This window comes from Micromonospora sp. RB23, assembly GCF_053585025.1.
Window position 1 is genome coordinate 5,060,138 of record NZ_CM132111.1, and the last position, 15,937, is coordinate 5,076,074.

Annotated in this window: 14 protein-coding genes; 6 read left to right on the top strand and 8 right to left on the bottom strand. The window is 68.2% G+C overall.

Annotated elements, in window-relative coordinates; all coding sequences use genetic code 11:
• Positions 1–48: 48 nt before the first annotated feature.
• Positions 49–825, bottom strand: coding sequence for an esterase/lipase family protein (locus ACTFTM_RS22915; RefSeq protein ID WP_449562532.1), 777 nt, complete (start codon positions 823–825; stop codon positions 49–51).
• Positions 826–1,057: 232 nt separating this feature from the next.
• On the opposite strand from ACTFTM_RS22915, the gene ACTFTM_RS22920 reads away from it, so the two are divergent.
• The gene (locus tag ACTFTM_RS22920) at positions 1,058–2,419 is read left to right on the top strand and encodes a pentapeptide repeat-containing protein (RefSeq protein ID WP_449562533.1); all 1,362 of its coding nucleotides are present in this window, start codon (positions 1,058–1,060) and stop codon (positions 2,417–2,419) included.
• Between the two features lie 6 nt (positions 2,420–2,425).
• On the opposite strand, the gene ACTFTM_RS22925 is transcribed toward ACTFTM_RS22920, so the two are convergent.
• A complete protein-coding gene (locus tag ACTFTM_RS22925) occupies positions 2,426–3,007 on the bottom strand; it encodes a TetR/AcrR family transcriptional regulator (RefSeq protein ID WP_449562534.1) in 582 nt (193 codons plus the stop codon).
• A gap of 217 nt (positions 3,008–3,224) precedes the next feature.
• On the opposite strand from ACTFTM_RS22925, the gene ACTFTM_RS22930 reads away from it, so the two are divergent.
• The 3 genes from ACTFTM_RS22930 to ACTFTM_RS22940 all read left to right on the top strand — a co-directional run bounded on the left by ACTFTM_RS22930 (position 3,225) and on the right by ACTFTM_RS22940 (position 6,476).
• Positions 3,225–4,691: an MFS transporter gene (locus tag ACTFTM_RS22930; RefSeq protein WP_449562535.1), complete on the top strand. Its 1,467-nt coding sequence runs from the start codon at positions 3,225–3,227 to the stop codon at positions 4,689–4,691.
• A gap of 94 nt (positions 4,692–4,785) precedes the next feature.
• Entirely contained in the window at positions 4,786–5,766 is a 981-nt protein-coding gene (locus ACTFTM_RS22935; RefSeq protein ID WP_449562536.1) for an SEC-C domain-containing protein, read from the top strand.
• Between the two features lie 299 nt (positions 5,767–6,065).
• The gene (locus tag ACTFTM_RS22940) at positions 6,066–6,476 is read left to right on the top strand and encodes a hypothetical protein (RefSeq protein WP_449562537.1); all 411 of its coding nucleotides are present in this window, start codon (positions 6,066–6,068) and stop codon (positions 6,474–6,476) included.
• A gap of 49 nt (positions 6,477–6,525) precedes the next feature.
• Here the strand turns inward: ACTFTM_RS22940 and ACTFTM_RS22945 are convergent, their stop codons facing one another.
• The 3 genes from ACTFTM_RS22945 to ACTFTM_RS22955 are packed head-to-tail and all read right to left on the bottom strand — an operon-like array spanning position 6,526 to position 12,844.
• Complete coding sequence (locus ACTFTM_RS22945) at positions 6,526–8,025, bottom strand: type I restriction-modification system subunit M (RefSeq protein ID WP_449562538.1); 1,500 nt, start codon at positions 8,023–8,025, stop codon at positions 6,526–6,528.
• Positions 8,022–9,359 carry a restriction endonuclease subunit S gene (locus ACTFTM_RS22950; RefSeq protein WP_449562539.1) on the bottom strand — a complete coding sequence of 446 codons (1,338 nt, stop codon included), beginning with the start codon at positions 9,357–9,359 and terminating at the stop codon, positions 8,022–8,024. The genes ACTFTM_RS22945 and ACTFTM_RS22950 overlap by 4 nt, the downstream gene beginning before the upstream one ends.
• A complete protein-coding gene (locus tag ACTFTM_RS22955; protein WP_449562540.1) occupies positions 9,356–12,844 on the bottom strand; it encodes a DEAD/DEAH box helicase family protein in 3,489 nt (1,162 codons plus the stop codon). Before ACTFTM_RS22955 ends, ACTFTM_RS22950 begins: the two co-directional genes overlap by 4 nt.
• A gap of 245 nt (positions 12,845–13,089) precedes the next feature.
• Between ACTFTM_RS22955 and ACTFTM_RS22960 the strand changes: the two genes are divergently transcribed.
• Positions 13,090–13,680 (top strand): Panacea domain-containing protein, encoded by a 591-nt coding sequence (locus tag ACTFTM_RS22960; protein ID WP_449562541.1) that lies wholly within the window; start codon positions 13,090–13,092, stop codon positions 13,678–13,680.
• Positions 13,673–14,254 carry a Fic/DOC family protein gene (locus ACTFTM_RS22965; RefSeq protein WP_449562542.1) on the top strand — a complete coding sequence of 194 codons (582 nt, stop codon included), beginning with the start codon at positions 13,673–13,675 and terminating at the stop codon, positions 14,252–14,254. The genes ACTFTM_RS22960 and ACTFTM_RS22965 overlap by 8 nt, the downstream gene beginning before the upstream one ends.
• A 52-nt stretch (positions 14,255–14,306) precedes the next feature.
• Here the strand turns inward: ACTFTM_RS22965 and ACTFTM_RS22970 are convergent, their stop codons facing one another.
• The 3 genes from ACTFTM_RS22970 to ACTFTM_RS22980 all read right to left on the bottom strand — a co-directional run bounded on the left by ACTFTM_RS22970 (position 14,307) and on the right by ACTFTM_RS22980 (position 15,781).
• Complete coding sequence (locus ACTFTM_RS22970) at positions 14,307–14,753, bottom strand: hypothetical protein (RefSeq protein WP_449562543.1); 447 nt, start codon at positions 14,751–14,753, stop codon at positions 14,307–14,309.
• A gap of 321 nt (positions 14,754–15,074) precedes the next feature.
• Positions 15,075–15,338, bottom strand: coding sequence for a DUF6244 family protein (locus ACTFTM_RS22975; protein WP_433534849.1), 264 nt, complete (start codon positions 15,336–15,338; stop codon positions 15,075–15,077).
• A gap of 224 nt (positions 15,339–15,562) precedes the next feature.
• Positions 15,563–15,781 (bottom strand): winged helix-turn-helix domain-containing protein, encoded by a 219-nt coding sequence (locus ACTFTM_RS22980; RefSeq protein WP_449562544.1) that lies wholly within the window; start codon positions 15,779–15,781, stop codon positions 15,563–15,565.
• Positions 15,782–15,937: the final 156 nt, after the last annotated feature.

Below are 15,937 nucleotides of genomic sequence, written 5' to 3' on the forward strand. Positions count from 1 at the left end.
TCGCGGGCGCGGTGCGGCGGTCCCGCAGGGACCGCCGCACCGACGTGCTCAGACCGCGAGGCAGTTGGGTCGCACCGGGCCGTCGACCAGGGCGCCGCGCACGATGGTGTACGCCGTGCCGTCCAGCACCAGGCCCAGGTGCCCCACCACCCGCAGCGGGCAGTACGACTGGATGAGCACGTTCGTCGCGCCGTCGTTGACGGCGGCGTTGCCGGTCGGGCGGACCAGTTCGTCCTGGAGCGTGCGGACGGTGGTGTAGCGCACCGAGCCGGGGGTGTCGTCGCCGGAGTTCAGGTCGGCGAGGAACGCCGAACCGATGGTCATCTGTTGGCAGGCGACGACGCCGGCGCAGCTACCGAGGCCGAGGATCGCCGCGATGTTGGCGACGTACGTGCCGTACTGGGGTGTGCCCAGGCTGACGTACCGGCCGACGGCGGCGGTACCGCCGAGCCGTTTGAGGTAGTAGCGGCTGACCAGGCCGCCCTCGGAGTGGGCGACGACGTCGACGGTCGTCGCGCCGGTGCTGGCCCGCACCTGCTCGACGTACCCGGCGAACGCGCGGGCCGAGGCGGGTATGTCACCGAGGCCCAGCCCGGGTAGCTGGTAGACGAAGGTCCGGTAACCGTCGGCGCGCAGCCGGGTGGCGATCGGCTCGTACGCGACGGCGACGCCGCTGAGCCCGCCGACCACGATGACGGGGTTGGCCGCGGCGGCGGTGGTGGAGGCCGGAGCGACGGCGGTGGGGGCGGCGGTCGCGGTTCCCGCCGAGGCGAGGAGGGCGGCGGTGGCCAGGGACACGACGAGGACGGTCTTTCGGAGCAGCATGGCTGCACCTCCGGGGGGAGGCGCCCGACGATCCGGGCAGGTGGGTGGGGGTGTCCGGTCGACCGTGCGACGATGATGCCCGCAACAATTCGGCAACGTCAATGACTTGTTACGCGCCGGTAACCCGTTGTCCCGTCGACGGCGTGAACCGGCAAATCGGTCACACTCCACACCGGACACCGGAGGAACCCGCGCACCCCCGCGCCGCGACGACCGATGGCATGCTGTGGCCGTGGCCGCCGACGAACCCCCCGAGCGTCAGTTGCGGGTGCTGCCGTGGTGGCTGGTGCTGGTCGGCCTGCTGCTCGCCGCCGTACTGGGCTGGCTGGTGCTCGGCCTGCTGCTCACCGAGGCCGACCGGGCCGTCCTGCCGGACACCCGGGCCACGCTGCGCATCGACGCGATCCGCACCGGCCTGACCGTGGTCGCGGGCACGGGCGGCGGGCTGGCCCTGCTGCTGGCCGCGCGCCGGCAGTGGATCGCCGAGCGGGCCCAGCGCCACCAGGAGGCCGTCGCCGCCCGCGACCAGGCGCACCGGGACCGGGTGCAGGCGCACGCCGAGTCGGTGGCCGAGGCCGCGCAGCGCCAGCAGGACCGGCAGTCGTCCGCCGCCGAACACGACGCGGCCGAACGCCGGCTGACCGAGCTGTACACCCGGGCGGTCGAGCTGCTCGGCAACGACAGCGCGGCCGTACGTCTCGGCGGGCTGCACGCGCTGGAACGCCTCGGCCAGGACAATCCGTCACAGCGGTCGACGATCGTGGCGGTGCTCTGCGCGTACCTGCGGATGTCCCCACCGGACGACGAGCCGCGCGAGACGGAGGTCCGGCGGACCGCGCAGCGGGTCCTGACCCGGCACCTGCGCGCCCGGGACGAGGCGGAGTACTGGCCGGGTGTGGTGCTGGACCTGACCGGCGCGACGCTCGTCGACTTCGATGCGGCGGGCTGCACGCTCGTCGACGCGACCTGCACGGGGGCGGCGTTCGGCGGCACGACCAGTTTCGCGGGCGCGACGACGCGGGGACGGCTGCTGCTCGGGGCGGCGAGCTTCGGCGACGTGGTGTTCGCCGGCCTCACTGCCGGCGGCGAGGTGGTCCTGGACGACATCCACGTCCGGGGCACCGCGAGCTTCGACGGGGCCGAGTTTGCCGACGGCCTGTCCTGCCGGCGGTCCCACTTCGCCGGTCCGACCTCGTGGCACCGGGTGACGTTCGGTCAGCCGACCAGCTTCGACGCGACCCACTTCGAGGAGGCCGCCACGTTTCAGGAGGCGGCCTTCGACGGCGCGCTGTCGATGGAGCACACCAGGTTCGCCGGGCCGGCCAGCTTCCACTCCGCCCGTTTCGCGAACATGGCACTGTTCCGCTGGACGGCCTTCGGCGCGGAAGCCCTGTTCGACCGTGCCCGCTTCACCGACGCCGCGAACTTCGGCCGGGCCCGGTTCCACCGGATGGCCAGCTTCCGCGACGCGCACTTCAGCCGACCACCACAGGTCGAGCAGGCCCGGGCGGTGGTCGACTCCGGTCACCGGTGGCCGGCGGGCACGATCGTCAAACGGCTCGACGACGAGTGGCTGGTGCTGGTCGACAAGTGAGCGTCGTCAGCGGGTGGCCGCCGTCGGGCGCAACCCGTCGAGGGCGACACCGAGGACGCGGTCGCGCTGCTCGGGCGACGGGAACTGGGCCATGGTGAGCCCGCTGATCAGCCGCACCACGTCGTCGAAGCCGATGTCGTCGCGGACCACGCCGGCCGCCTGGGCGCGACTCATGAGCGGCTCGCCGGCGGCGTAGATCTCCGTCCGGCAGGTCCCGAAGATTTCCGAGTCGTGCAGCAACTGCTCGGCGAGCGCCCGCTTGGTGGCGACGTACGCGACGAAGCGGTGCAGCCAGGCGACGAGGGCGTCCCACGGGGGCAGCCCGGCCAGGTCCTCGGCGGAACGGCTCAGCGCCCGGACCTCCTCGACGTAGACGGCCTCGAAGAGGTGCCGCCGGGTCGGGAAGTTGCGGTAGAGGGTGCCGATGCCCACCCCGGCCCGGCGGGCCACGTCCTCCAGCGAGGCGGCCGCGCCGTTCTCGGCGAACGCGTCACGTGCGGCGGCGATCAGGGCGTCGTAGTTACGCCGCGCATCGGCCCGCTTCGGCCGCTGCGCGAAGACCTCGGGCACCTGCCCCGCGCTGGTCATGACGTGCGTCACCTCGTCCTGGTTGCATCCGGAGGCAACCCTCCGCTAGCTTAGTGGAGGCACCCCTCCGGAACTCCCGGAGGCCTGCCTCCGGATAGCTTACCTCGGGACCCGCCCGATCCGCCTGGCCACCCGATCGCCCGGACCCGACAACCTGCCCGCCGCCGACGACGGGTGACACACGTCTCCTTCCGTACCATTTCAGGAGTTTTCTCTCGTGGCAGTGACCTCCCGACGCGGCTCGCGTCGGCTCACCTTCACCGTGCTCGCGGCCGGCGCCGGGTTCTTCGCGATGCTCCAGTCGTTGATCACCCCGGTGCTACCGACCATCCAGCAGGACCTGCACACCTCCCAGAACACCGTGACCTGGGTCCTGACCGCCTACCTGCTCTCCGCGTCGATCTTCACGCCGATCCTCGGGCGCGTCGGCGACATGGTCGGCAAGGAGCGGATGCTCGTCGTCTCGCTCGCCGCCCTCGCCCTCGGCTGCCTGGTGGCCGCCGTCGCGCCGAACATCGGCGTGCTCATCGTCGCCCGGGTCGTACAGGGCATCGGCGGCGCGGTCTTCCCACTGTCCTTCGGCATCATCCGCGACGAGTTCCCCACCGCGCGGGTCGGCGGCGCCGTCGCCGCCATCTCGGCGATTGTCGCCGCGGGCGGTGGCCTGGGCGTCGTGCTGGCCGGCCCGATCGTCACCGCGCTGGACTACCGCTGGCTGTTCTGGATCCCGCTGGTCGTGGTGGGGTTGACCGCCGTCGCCGCACACCTGTTCATCCCCGAGTCCCCGGTGCGTACCCCGGGCCGGATCGACTGGCGTGCCACCCTGCTGCTCTCCGGCTGGCTGGTCGCGCTGCTCCTGCCCATCAGCCAGGGCGCGGCCTGGGGTTGGACCAGCACCCGCGTGCTCGGCCTGCTGGCCCTCGCCGTGGTGCTGCTGGTCGGCTGGCTGACCGCCGAGCTGCGCTCGGCCAACCCGCTGATCGACATGCGGATGATGCGCCTGCCCGGCGTCTGGACCACCAACCTGGTCGCCCTGCTCTACGGCGGCTCGATGTTCTCCGTGTACGCGTTCCTGCCCCAGTTTGTGCAGACCCCGACCGCGGCCGGCTACGGCTTCGGCGCGAGCATCAGCCAGGCCGGTCTGCTCATGCTGCCGATGCTTGTCGCCATGTTCGTCGCGGGCCTCGTCGCCGGCCGGCTCCAGGCCGTGTTCAGCGCCAAGGCGCAGCTCGCCACCGGCGCGGCGTTCAACGTGGCAGCGTCCGCGATGCTCGCCGCCGCGCACGCCACCCGCTGGGAGGTCGCCGTCGCCGGTGGCCTGGTCGGCCTCGGCATCGGCCTGGCCTTCGCGTCGATGGCCAACCTCATCGTCGCCAGCGTGCCCGCCAGCCAGACCGGCGTGGCGACCGGCATGAACGCCAACATCCGTACCATCGGCGGCGCGATCGGCGCGGCCGTGGTCAGCGGCGTGATCACCGCTCACCCGCAGGCCAGCGGCCTGCCCCGGGAGGCCGGCTTCACGGCCGGATTTCTCCTCCTCACGGCGATCGCCCTCGCCGCCGCGCTCGCGGCCCTCGCCGTCCCGTCCGCCCGGCGGGCGTCGGCCGGTCGCCGGCCGTCCGCCACGGCGATCGTCGAGTCCGAGCTAGCGGGCGAGTTCGCCACCATGCCGGCGACCCGCTGAGGTCCGCGTCGCAGCCCGGGTGGTTCGCCGCCCGGGCTGCGCCGTGTGCCGGGTACGCTGGCCGGTCGTCACCCGTCGTTCGTCAGGATGTGCCATGCCCGACCTGCTCACCGCCGACCGCATCGACGAGATCGGCACCCTCGGATCGGGGAGCCCCGACCCGGCGGCGCTGGTCACCGAGCTGGTGAGCGCCGTCGACGAGGGCCGGGTCGCCGATCCCGCCGACACCGGGTACGCCCTGCTGGTCGCCGCGGACATCCTGGAGCAGGCGGGTGACCTCGACGACGCGCTCGCCCTGGCCACCCGCGCCATCGCCGAACAGCCCGACGACAACACGTACGTCCGTGCCGTACGCGGCGGCCTGCTGCTGCGCCTCGGCCGGGTCGACGAGGGCCTGGCGGAGCTGTCCGAGCTGCGTCCGCTGCTGGAGACAGATCCCGACGCCGTCCACCTGGTCGACGAGCTGACCGAGTCCGGCCATGCTGAGACGGCGGTCGAATGGCTCACCGCCGCACTCGACGCGATGGTGGACCGCAGCCGCGCCCACCAGCACGAGTCCGAGGACGCCCAGGACACGGCCGCCGCCATGATCTACGGGTTGGCCCAGCGGCGGCACGACCTGCGCGAAGAGCTGGGCCTGCCGCACGACGAACACGACAACCTCGCCGACCGGCTACGCGACGCGACCAGCCACGCCGCCGACGCGCTCGACGACGGGCCGGCCACGCTGCTGTTCTGGCCGAAGCCGGAGTTCGACGCCCTGCTGGTGCGCTGGCCGGCACTGACCGAGAGCTACCCGAGCACCTGGGACGAGCACCGCGCCCAGACCGAGCGCGCCCTCGCCGACGCGTCCAGCCTCGGCGGCGGCGTCGGCCTGGGCGTCGTGGCGGGCACCGTCGAGGGTCTCGCGGCGTTCGCCGGCGCCGACCCCATCGACGAGGAAACCCTCGACGAGTACGCCGACAGCCTCGACGACGCCGGCATCACCTCCTGGCCGCCGGGCCGCAACGACGCCTGCTGGTGCGGCTCGGGCACGAAGTACAAGAAGTGCTGCCTGCCCCGCTCGCGCGCCTGACCGCGGCTGCGCGGCTGTTGCGGTTGTGGGGCTGTGCGGTTGTGGGACTGTGCGGTTGTGGGGCTGTGCGGCTGTTGCGGTTGTGGGGCTGTGCGGCTGTTGCGGCTGCCGGGGAGCGATGTCCCCTGACTCTCTGATGCCTGTGCGTCATCAAGATGACCCACAGGCATCACGCTCACCCGGCCGACCACCCCCACCCGACGGCCGCCCAGCACCCGCACGATCGATCGATGGTGGCGAGTCCGGCCGATGGCTACGGTGACCGTGGAAACGCACCCACTCCACTGAGGAGGACCGCCGTGCGCCGCGTCACCACCACCATCGCCCTGCTCTGCCTGTCCCTGTTCGCGCTGCTCGTACCGACGCCGGCGAGCGCGGCCACTACCGTCGAGGTCACCTCGGCGAAACTGGTCGCACGCGGCGTCGCCGTCGACATCACCATCACCGTGACCTGCGATTCCGGTCAGAACGGCGGCGCAGAATTCAGTCTGCGTCAGCGCGCCAGCGACCACGTCGCGTACGGCAGCGGCTGGGCGCCCGTCCACTGCACAGGGTCGGCGCAGGCCGTGACCGGCCGGGTCTACGCGGAAGCCGGCGGCTACGCCTTCAACCGGGGCACCGCGCTCGTCAACGGGGGCATCGAGCTGTGCACCGAAATCGACTGCGACTACTCGACGCGCTTCGACGGCGAGATCCGCATCACCCGCTGACCACCACCCGGAGTGCTCGCGTGACTCTCCCGCGAGCACTCCGACCTCGTCAGCTATCCGTCGGTTGAGCGGCGCGTGAGGACAGGGCGTCCGCGATGGCGGCGAATTCCCGCAACGCCGCCTCCAGATCTTCGACAATCTCCTGCGCGATGACCTCGGGCGGCAGGAGCGCGTCGGCGTCCTCCAGCGAGGCGTCCTTGAGCCAGGTGATGTCGAGGTTCACCTTGTCCCGGGCGATCAGCTCCTCGTAGGGGAAGGCCCGGAACCGCTCGGTCTCGACCCGCTCAGTCCTGTCCTTGCCCGGCAGGTAGCAGTCGACAAAGTCTTGGAGGTGCTCGCGACGCAGCGGATTCTGCTTGAGCGTGAAGTGCTGGTTGGTGCGGAAGTCGTACACCCAAAGCTTCTGGGTCCACGGCTCTTCACGAGCCCGCTTGCGTTCGAAGAACAGCACGTTGGCCTTGACCCCGCCAGCGTAGAAGATGCCTGTGGGCAGACGGAGCATGGTGTGCAGGTCGTACTGCTTGAGCAGCCGGCGGCGAATGGTCTCGCCCGCGCCGCCCTCAAAGAGCACGTTGTCCGGCAGGACGACCGCGGCCCGGCCGTCGATCTCCAGCAACGAGGCGATGTGCTGGACGAAGTTGAGCTGCTTGTTGGCGGTGGTGGCCCAGAAGTCGTTCCGCTCGATTTCGCGCTCCTCGCGGGAGGAACGACCATCCTCGCCGATCATCCGGATCGACGAGCTGCGGCCGAACGGCGGGTTCGCGAGGACCAGGCTGTAGCGGCGTGCCGGCTCCTTGCCGAGCGCATCCCCGATTGTGATCAAAGATTCACCGCTGGGGGTGCCTATGCCGTGCAGCAGCATGTTCATCGCGGCCAGTCGGGCGGTGCCGTCGACCAGTTCGGTGCCGGTGATCGCGCCGTTGGCGAGCCGCCGCCGCTGGTCCGGTGTGAGGTCGCTGCCGTGGTGCCGCTGGATGAAGTCGAACGCGGCGAGCAGGAAGCCGCCGGTGCCGCAGGCCGGGTCGGTGATCGTGTCGTCAGGTGTGGGTTGCATGCAGTCGACCATGGCGGCGGTCAGCGCACGCGGGGTGAAGTACTGCCCCGCACCCGACTTGGCGTCCTCAGCGCCCTTGGCCAGCAACTCCTCGTAGGCGTCACCCTTGACGTCGACGCCGGCCTGCGACCACTGCTCCTTGTCGATCAGATCGACGATCAACCGCTTCAGCTTCGCCGGGTCCTGAATCTTGTTCTGCGCCTTGCGGAAGATCGTGCCGAGGGTGCCGCCCTCGTGGGCCAGCCCGGTGAGGATGTGCCGGTACTGCACCTCCAGGGCGTCGCCCTCGGCATCGAGCAGCGTCTGCCAGCTCAGCTCGTCCGGCACGATCTGCTCGGGACGGATCGGGCGGTTGGCCCGCTCGTCGGCCATCTTGAGGAACAGCAGGAACGTCAACTGCTCCACGTAGTCGATGGTCGAGACGCCGTCGTCACGCAACACGTCGCAGTAGTTCCAGAGCTTCTGCACCAGCCGGCGCGAATCCACAGTGCTCACAGCGGCAGTGCCTCCTGCTGATAGTCGTCGCCGGTCACCCTGGTCGGCGGAGCCGCCAGCTCTTTCTGGGTACGGGAGCGCAGCCTCTGCTTGGGTGGCGCGGCAGCTCGCTCGGCTTGGATGCGTGTTAGCAGCTCCGACGCCGGCTCGTCGTTAGGGTCCTGCGGCACGAGCCGACCGGAAAACGCCGCCGCTAGCAACGCCGTCCGCAACTGCGCGGCCTTTCTTGTAACCGCTTTTGACGTCAATTTGAGACGCCCGAGATAACCCCGCACGCTGCTGCCTCTGCGCACAACTTCCCGTTGCTTATCAATCTCGGGAAGCCTGAGCGAGAACTCACGTATGGTTTTCTGGTCGATCTTAGGCATCGACCCGGCGAGCCCTTTCGCCTTCGAAATAAAGTAGCGTCGCGCGCGAGGCGATTGCAGCATCATAAGCACGTAGTCGGTCTCGACGCCGGCTCGCAGACGTATTCGAATAAGCAGATCAGGGAAGACAGCCCAGCCCTCTGGACCTCGATAGTGGGCAGCAGTGCCAACCAACTCCGGAGTGTTAGACCGCTGGATTAGTATGTCTCCCGACTTTAGCCACAGATCCCGAACCCGCACGATATCCGCGTCGGTCATCTTCGAAAAACGCTCGCTGAACTCCCCTTGGGTCACAGCAGTCAAACTAATGGTCCGCACTTTTCCCTGTTGGGACGCTGGAGCGGAGTGTCCGTTACGAAGCGGCTCAGCCAGCAAGCTCTCGAGCGGAGTATTTGGCGCAAGGGTTACCTCCTCCTCAATCGCCCGCAAGAAAGCACGCTCCAGATTCGAAAGCCGTCTAGAAGCCTGGGCAACCTGGCTTTCAGCCAACGCCAACCGGGAAAGACTCTCATCAAGGGCCGCAACTATACGCCGCTGCTCAGAGAGCGGCGGCAGTGTAACCGGAATCCGTTTCATTGCCGCCTGAGTGAGCTTAAGCCGCGTAGTTCCGTTCGCGAATCCTCGATAGTCAAAGGAGTTGAGAAAGTGGTGTAAGTATTCCAGGGTAATTGCGTTCCCGGGCCGTAGAACGTGCACGTGATTGTTCACCCACGCCGGACCCGAGATAACATACGCCTTCGGCCTACTCGGGTCAAAGAACTGCACGCCGTCTTCACCGAGCAAGACAAGATCTTCGTCAAATAATGCCTCGTCGATACAGCCGACCGGGCCTGTCGCTCCGTAGTACGGCACAGGTCCAGGACGCTGCGCCCGTTCTTTCGAACTAACTGGAACCCGCCTACTGTCAAGGACGTCAACGAGATCATCGAGGGGCGCGATAGCCCAGCCAGCAGGCAGATTTGTCACGCGGACAGCTCCTGGTTCAGTTCGTCGAGCAGCGGCTCGGCCCGCTTCCCGAAAACGCCCGCGTACCCGTCGATCCCGCCCCGCTCGCTGAACGGCGCGCCTTCCAGGTCGTCGGGGGTGATCTCCACGCTCACCGCTATCACGTCCTTGATCCTCTCCAGCCACCACGCCTGATCGGCAGTGAACGTAGCGCCCGACTGCTCCTGCCGGAGCAGCCACCCACGGAAGCGCTCCTCGACGAGGTTGCGGTACGGGCGCAGCTCCTGATCGAGCCCCAACTCATACCGGATGAGGCTGACAAGATCCGTCACCCCCCTGCTGCCGGGGGCATCTGAGGTGCGGCCGAGCAGCACGTACGACTTCCACAGCGACTCCGGCGTCCAGGCCTGCGGCGGACGGGCGATCCGCGCGGCCAACTCCTTGAGTTCGGCGTACCCGACCCTCCCGCGCCCCTCGTAGAAGACCTGCAACGCGGTGATCTCGTCGCGATGCTGCTCCAGGTAGTCGTGCCAGCTTTTCACGGTGACCTGGGCGCGTTCCTCGGGCGGCACACCGGCCGCCGAGATCAGCTTGTCCGCATTCACCTCGTCGATAGTGATGTCGTGCGCGCGACGGATCTCCAGGATGCGCTCGCGCAGGGCCGGGTTCGCGGCGAGCGGGCGCAGCGCGCCGGCCAGCAGGTCGCGTACGGCGTTTGGGCCAGCTTCCTTGGCCGGGTTGAGTTGTTCGGGGGCAATCGCGTCGACGAGGCCCCGCACGATACCGGTCAGCGGCTGGTCGGCGAGGTCGGCCAGTTCGGCGCGCTCGTCGTCGGTCAACTGCTGCTCCAGCCGCGCCAGCCGGGCGGCGAGGGTGGCCACCTCGTCTGCGTCGGCGGTCAGGGTGCCGGCTTTCTTGAGCAGGTCGCGCAGGGAGATCTGCCGTTCCGAGTGGCGTTGCAGCGGCACCGCCTCGTCCAGGTCGGCTTCGGTGACGCCCACCGCGTCGACGATGACGAAGCGGTCCTTGACCTCGGCGTCGGGCGTGACGGCCTGGAATTCTGCGGCATCGATGGTGCGGGCGCCACGGCCCTTCATCTGCTCGAAGTAGGTGGCGCTGCGGACCGGCCGGAGGAAAAACACGCACTCCAGGGGGCGTACGTCGGTGCCGGTGGCGATCATGTCGACGGTCACCGCGATGCGCAGCTCCGGGCTGTTGCGGAACGCCTGGATGAGGGTGTCCGGGTTGTCGCCGCCCTTGCGCGAAGCGTAAGTGATCTTGGCAGCGAAGTCGTTGCCGCGCCCGAAGACGTCCCGAACCATCTGCACGATCTCCTCGGCGTGGTTGTCGTCCCGAGCGAAGATCAGCGTCTTGGGCACGGTCGAGCGGCCGGGGAAGATCTCGTCAAAGAGCTTCCTTCGGAACGTCTCCAGCACCAGCCGGAGCTGCCCTCTGGAGATCACCGATCGACCGACCTGGCTGCCGCCGTACGTGAAGTCGTCCTCCAACTCCTGGTAGCGCTCGGCCCGGGTGCGGCGGTCGCGCAGCGGCACTACCGTGCCGGCCTCGATGTCGGCGCCCTTCTCGGTGATCTCGGTCTTGATCCGGTATACGTCGAAGCTGACGTTCACCCCGTCGGCGACTGCCTGCTCGTAGGTGTACTCGGAGACCAGGTTCTGCTGGAAGAAGCCCAAGGTCTGCTTGACCGGCGTCGCCGTCAGCCCGACCACGAAGGCGTCGAAGTACTCGATGACACCCCGCCACTTGCCGTAGATCGAGCGGTGGCATTCGTCGACCACGATCAGGTCGAACGTCTCCGGCGGCAGCAGCCGGTTGTAGGCGACCTCGGCCGGCTCGTCCAGCTCGTAGTCGTCGTACGCCCGGTCGTCGAGGTCGGGGTCCGGCAAATCGTCGCCACGCAGCGCCCCGTAGAGCCGCTGGATGGTGGAGATGACCACCGTGGACGATTCGAGCATCCCGGCTCCGGAGAGCCGGTCGACGACGTACAGCTCGGTGAACTTCCGCCCGTCGTCCGGGGTCTGGTAGCCCGCGTACTCCCGCAAGGTCTGCTTGCCGAGGTTGTTCCGGTCGACCAGGAAGAGGATGCGCGTCGCGCGAGCGTGCTTGAGCAGCCGGTAGCTGCTGGTAACGGCGGTGAACGTCTTGCCGGCACCCGTCGCCATCTGGATCAACGAGCGCGGACGGTCCTCCGCGAGCGAACGCTCCAGACCGTCGATCGCGTCCACCTGAGCTGGGCGCAGGCCGAGCCGGTCCAGCGCCGGCATCCGCCGCAGCCGGGCACGCAGCGTCGGCGCCGCCGGGTCGTCGTCGGCCTCCCGCATCCATCGCGCGAACGTCTCGGGCCGGTGGAAGGCAAAAACTTCCCGGGTACGCGGAAACGGGTCGAGCCGGTTGACGAAGGCCGTCTCGGTGCCGGTAGCGACGTAGCCGAACGGCAGCGGATCGTCCCGACGCCACGCGGCGAGCTTCTGCCCTGCCGTGAGCCCGTTGAGATAGCGGTCGAGCTGCGCTTCCACGCCGCGCGGCGCGGTCCCCTCCCGCTTGGCTTCGATGACACCCACCAGCCGCTGATTGACGTACAGCAGGTAGTCGGCTCGTCCGGTTGCCAGGGTCACCTCACGAACGGCGACACCGGTGCCGGCGTACAGGTTGATTTGGCTCTCGTTCTGGACGATCCAGCCGGCCGCGCCCAACTGCCGGTCGATCTCGACCCGGGTCTGCATCTCGTTGAGCGGTTCGTGCGATGCACGACGCGCGCGGGCGATGAACTCCTCGCGTCGAGCGGCCGAGACCTTCGGCGTCCCCTTGCTGTCGAGCGCCGCCTGCTCGGCCTCGGCGGACGGCGTCAGGCTCGCCACCAGGGCAGCGGCCTGATCACGACGGGCGTCGGCATCACGAACGGCACGATCCGCGGCGACCACCGCGTCGGCCTGGGCCTGCGCCAGCGACGCTTTGCCCTCCAGGAGGAGTTTGGTCTCGGCCAGCTCGTCCTTGTAACGCTGGATCTCCGCCTGGAGGCCGTCCGTGATGCTCTGCGACACCTGACGGGCAGGTGGGGTCGGAGGCACGAAGCCGATCGGTGTGCGGTCGCCGGTCAGCGCCCGGTGGAACCAGACGCCCAGCTCGAAGCATGTCCGCAGCATGTCGAGCGCCGCGCGGACCTCACCCAGGTGATCGTGTACGGCCTTGTTGCCCTGGTCACGCAGCAGGTCGAACGCGCGGTAGATCTCCGGAGTGAACGCTCCGTCCGCGTGCAGCGCCTGCACCCGCTGGAAGAAGTTCTTCTGCGGCTTCGCGCCGGTACGGCGGATCAGCTCCTTGGCAAGCTCGTCGCCGAAGGTCCGGCTCTTGAACATCGCGGCCTGGGCGTCGACGTAGACGAGCAGCTCGGCGCTCGCTCCGTAGTAGACCAGTAGCTTGTGATCACGGAGGAACCCGAAGTTGGCGGATTGCTCTGCCAGACGTCGTACCTGTCGAGGATCCACGACACTCCACGTCGCTAGCCGGCGGTGAACACGCCAGGATAGGGAAGATCACCGCAGAGCACAGCCCCCGACACACGCGGTGACACCTATCCGACAGCACCTTCTGGCAGAACAACCTGCGTCCTACGACGGTGTCGCCCGGACCGATAGGATCGAAATCGGGCTCGACATGACAGCTCAGTGCCGACAGCATCGCTTTTGGTAGCTAGCGTCGAGAGCAAGCTGAGGTGGGAGGTGGTAAGCGTATGGCTACCGCGCACGATGTCGCTGCCACAGTGCTTGGCAACCTCGGCAGCGTCACCGCCATGAAGCTGGAAAAGCTCGTTTACTACTGCCAGGGGTGGCATCTCGCGCGCGAGGGCGCCTTGCTGTTCCCCGAACCGATCGAGGCTTGGCGGGAAGGGCCGGTCGTACCACCCCTCTACCGGCACCACCGTGGGCAGCTCACGGTGTCTGACTGGCCGCAGGGGCAGGCGTCCCGCCTAACCCCGGACGAGCGTAGAACCGTCCGTTGGGTCACGGATCAGTACGGGCAGTTCTCGGCGAGCCAACTGTCCGTTATGACGCATAATGAGCTTCCCTGGCGGGCTGCCCGAGGCGGACTTCCCGAGGCGGCCAACTCCTCGGCGAGGATCAGTACTGATCTCATGCGTACCTACTACGCCCGGCAGATCGCAGATTCGGAAACTGCCGTCGGCCTCGCGACCGCGAACGCTGCCCTGGAAGGCGCTGAGTTCGACCAGAACTGGCAGGACAAGCTTCGCGACGTGGCAGCAGGGGTGATCAGCGCGGACGACCTGATCTCCGAAGAGATTGCTCGCCTCAAGGGTGAGTGATCCGTACTGCTGGCCGGGGACCGACTGCCTCAAGAACAAGCTGGGCATCACCGACCCGGATCTCCTGCGGGAAGCGGAGTTTCGCCTGACCTCGATCCGGGAGGTTCAGGCATCGCGCATGATCATTCCCGGCAACTACGGCCTCGACCATCTTCAGACGTTCCACCGGCAGCTCTTCGGCGATCTCTACGAGTGGGCCGGACAGACCAGAACCGTTGACATCAGCAAGCCGGGAGCGCGCTTCTGTCACTGGCGCTTCATCGACGACCAGGTCAGCGCAGTCCTTGGTGGATTGACGGCGGACGGCTTCCTCCTCGGTCTCAAGCACGAGGTGTTCGTCGAGACTCTCGCGCAGTACTACGGCGAGCTGAACGTGTGTCACCCGTTTCGCGAGGGCAACGGCCGGACCATCCGCGCCTTCCTTCGGCAGCTCGCCGCCGCTGCGGGCTTCCTCCTCGACTGGTCGGAACTCAACGAAGCCGACAACATCGAAGCGTGTCGGGTACACCTCGCCACGACCGACACCAGCAGGCTCGTCGCGGTCCTGCGTCCAGTCGTCCGCCGGTTGAGCTGATGCTCTCCGCCCTGGAATCTGGAGTGGTCGGAGCCCGACGAGGAGTGCCTGGTTACCCCGCCGCCTCCACGGCGGCCCAAATCTCATCGAGGTAGTCCCACCAGCGCTGGTCATCAAGCCGGAAGCTCGTCAGCAGAAATCCTCCTGCCACGAGGGTGTTGCCGACAACGTCGGCCCGAGCAGTCGAACTAGCAGCAACATTGCCGCTGGTAGCTGCGGCCAAGAGCCCGGCAAGTTCGTCACGGGCACCTAGGTCAACCCACGTACGCTCGCTAGCGATGATCTTGTCGGCCAGGTCCGACAGGTCAGCCTCGGTCGCGCCGTTACGGAAGACATCCCTGACGATGAACCCGACGACGAAGACGGCGTAGCTCACGGCCATCTGAGCCTCTTCGTCATTCAGGCCAGCGAACGCCGCGGCGAGACGGTCGCCATCCTTTGCGATGACAGCACGGTAGGCCTCCCTTACCGCCCCCTCCACACGCTCGTCAATCCGCACCGCTGCTCCTCCGCTTCTGTCGCCTGTCCCACCAGGTGGTGACTGTATCGACAGTGGACCCGAGTATCACGAGCCCAACACCCACGATCTTGTTCGGCGCCACCAGCACACCTGGCATGCCGCTGGTCAGCCCGACTCCTTGTGGGGAATAGGCGACGACCGCGTCTACCCGGCGCTCCCACCGGGGAGCCTCAGAATCTCGCTCGCGCGGTTGGAGGGCCTCCGGCGACGGACGGGCAGGTCGACCAACCCCTGGCTCGGGCGGTGGAACTGCTGGCCGCACGGGTGGTAGTCGGTGGGTTGCGCTACCACCACCCGTGGTCAGTTTCCCAGCGCGCGGACCTTGGCGATCGTCTCCTGGACGTGCTGCTTTGCCGGCTCACCGCCCTGGGATGCCTGCGCCAACGCCTGCCGGTACGCGTCGATCATGCCGACCAGCGGCCCGGCCGCGACGCCCTCCAGCGCGCCGGCCACGAGGCTCCGCGCCTCGGCCGCGTCCTGGGCCGCCGCTGCGGTCTTGGCCTTCGCCTCTTCGAGCTTCTGCGACGCCGCCGCCAACTTCGCGATGATCTGTGCTGCGCTCACGCGCATCCTCCCCCTGGTCGACCATCGCCTCCACCACCGCACTGGCGGAGACCACAAGGGAGCGTACGAGATCCGCGCACGGAGCGCGACCGCTCGATCGCCCACGCATGACCTGCGGAAGGAATTCCGGCCGGATTCACCAGATCTTGGACACCTTCCGTCCTGAGCTAACGGAGACTGTCCAAGATCTCGAAGTACTCGCCAGGACTAGCGGCGTCGAGCGGTCAGCGCTCGGCGACGAACACGCCGAGGCCGTGCACGCCTTCCACAAGGCCTTGGGTTTGCAGGACAAGAATCGCTTGACGCACAACCCCAGCCGAGACGCCGTGTTCTACACGGAGCTGGGCGGTGGACGGAAGCTTGTCCCCTGGGGCGAGTTGACCGGACGCGATTTGCTCTCGGATGTGGTCCGCGAGCTGCGCCCACTTGGGCTTGGCGGGCATCTTGTCTCCCTGGTCTGCACCGCCATTTGATCACACCCCACTAGTCAGGACAAGAACGGACTAGTGCTGTCATTGACTTGTACATACTAGTGTGGCAAAGTTCGGTGCTGCCGGCTCCTTGGTCTGCACACCCGGAGACGGTTCTTCCCCACCGCA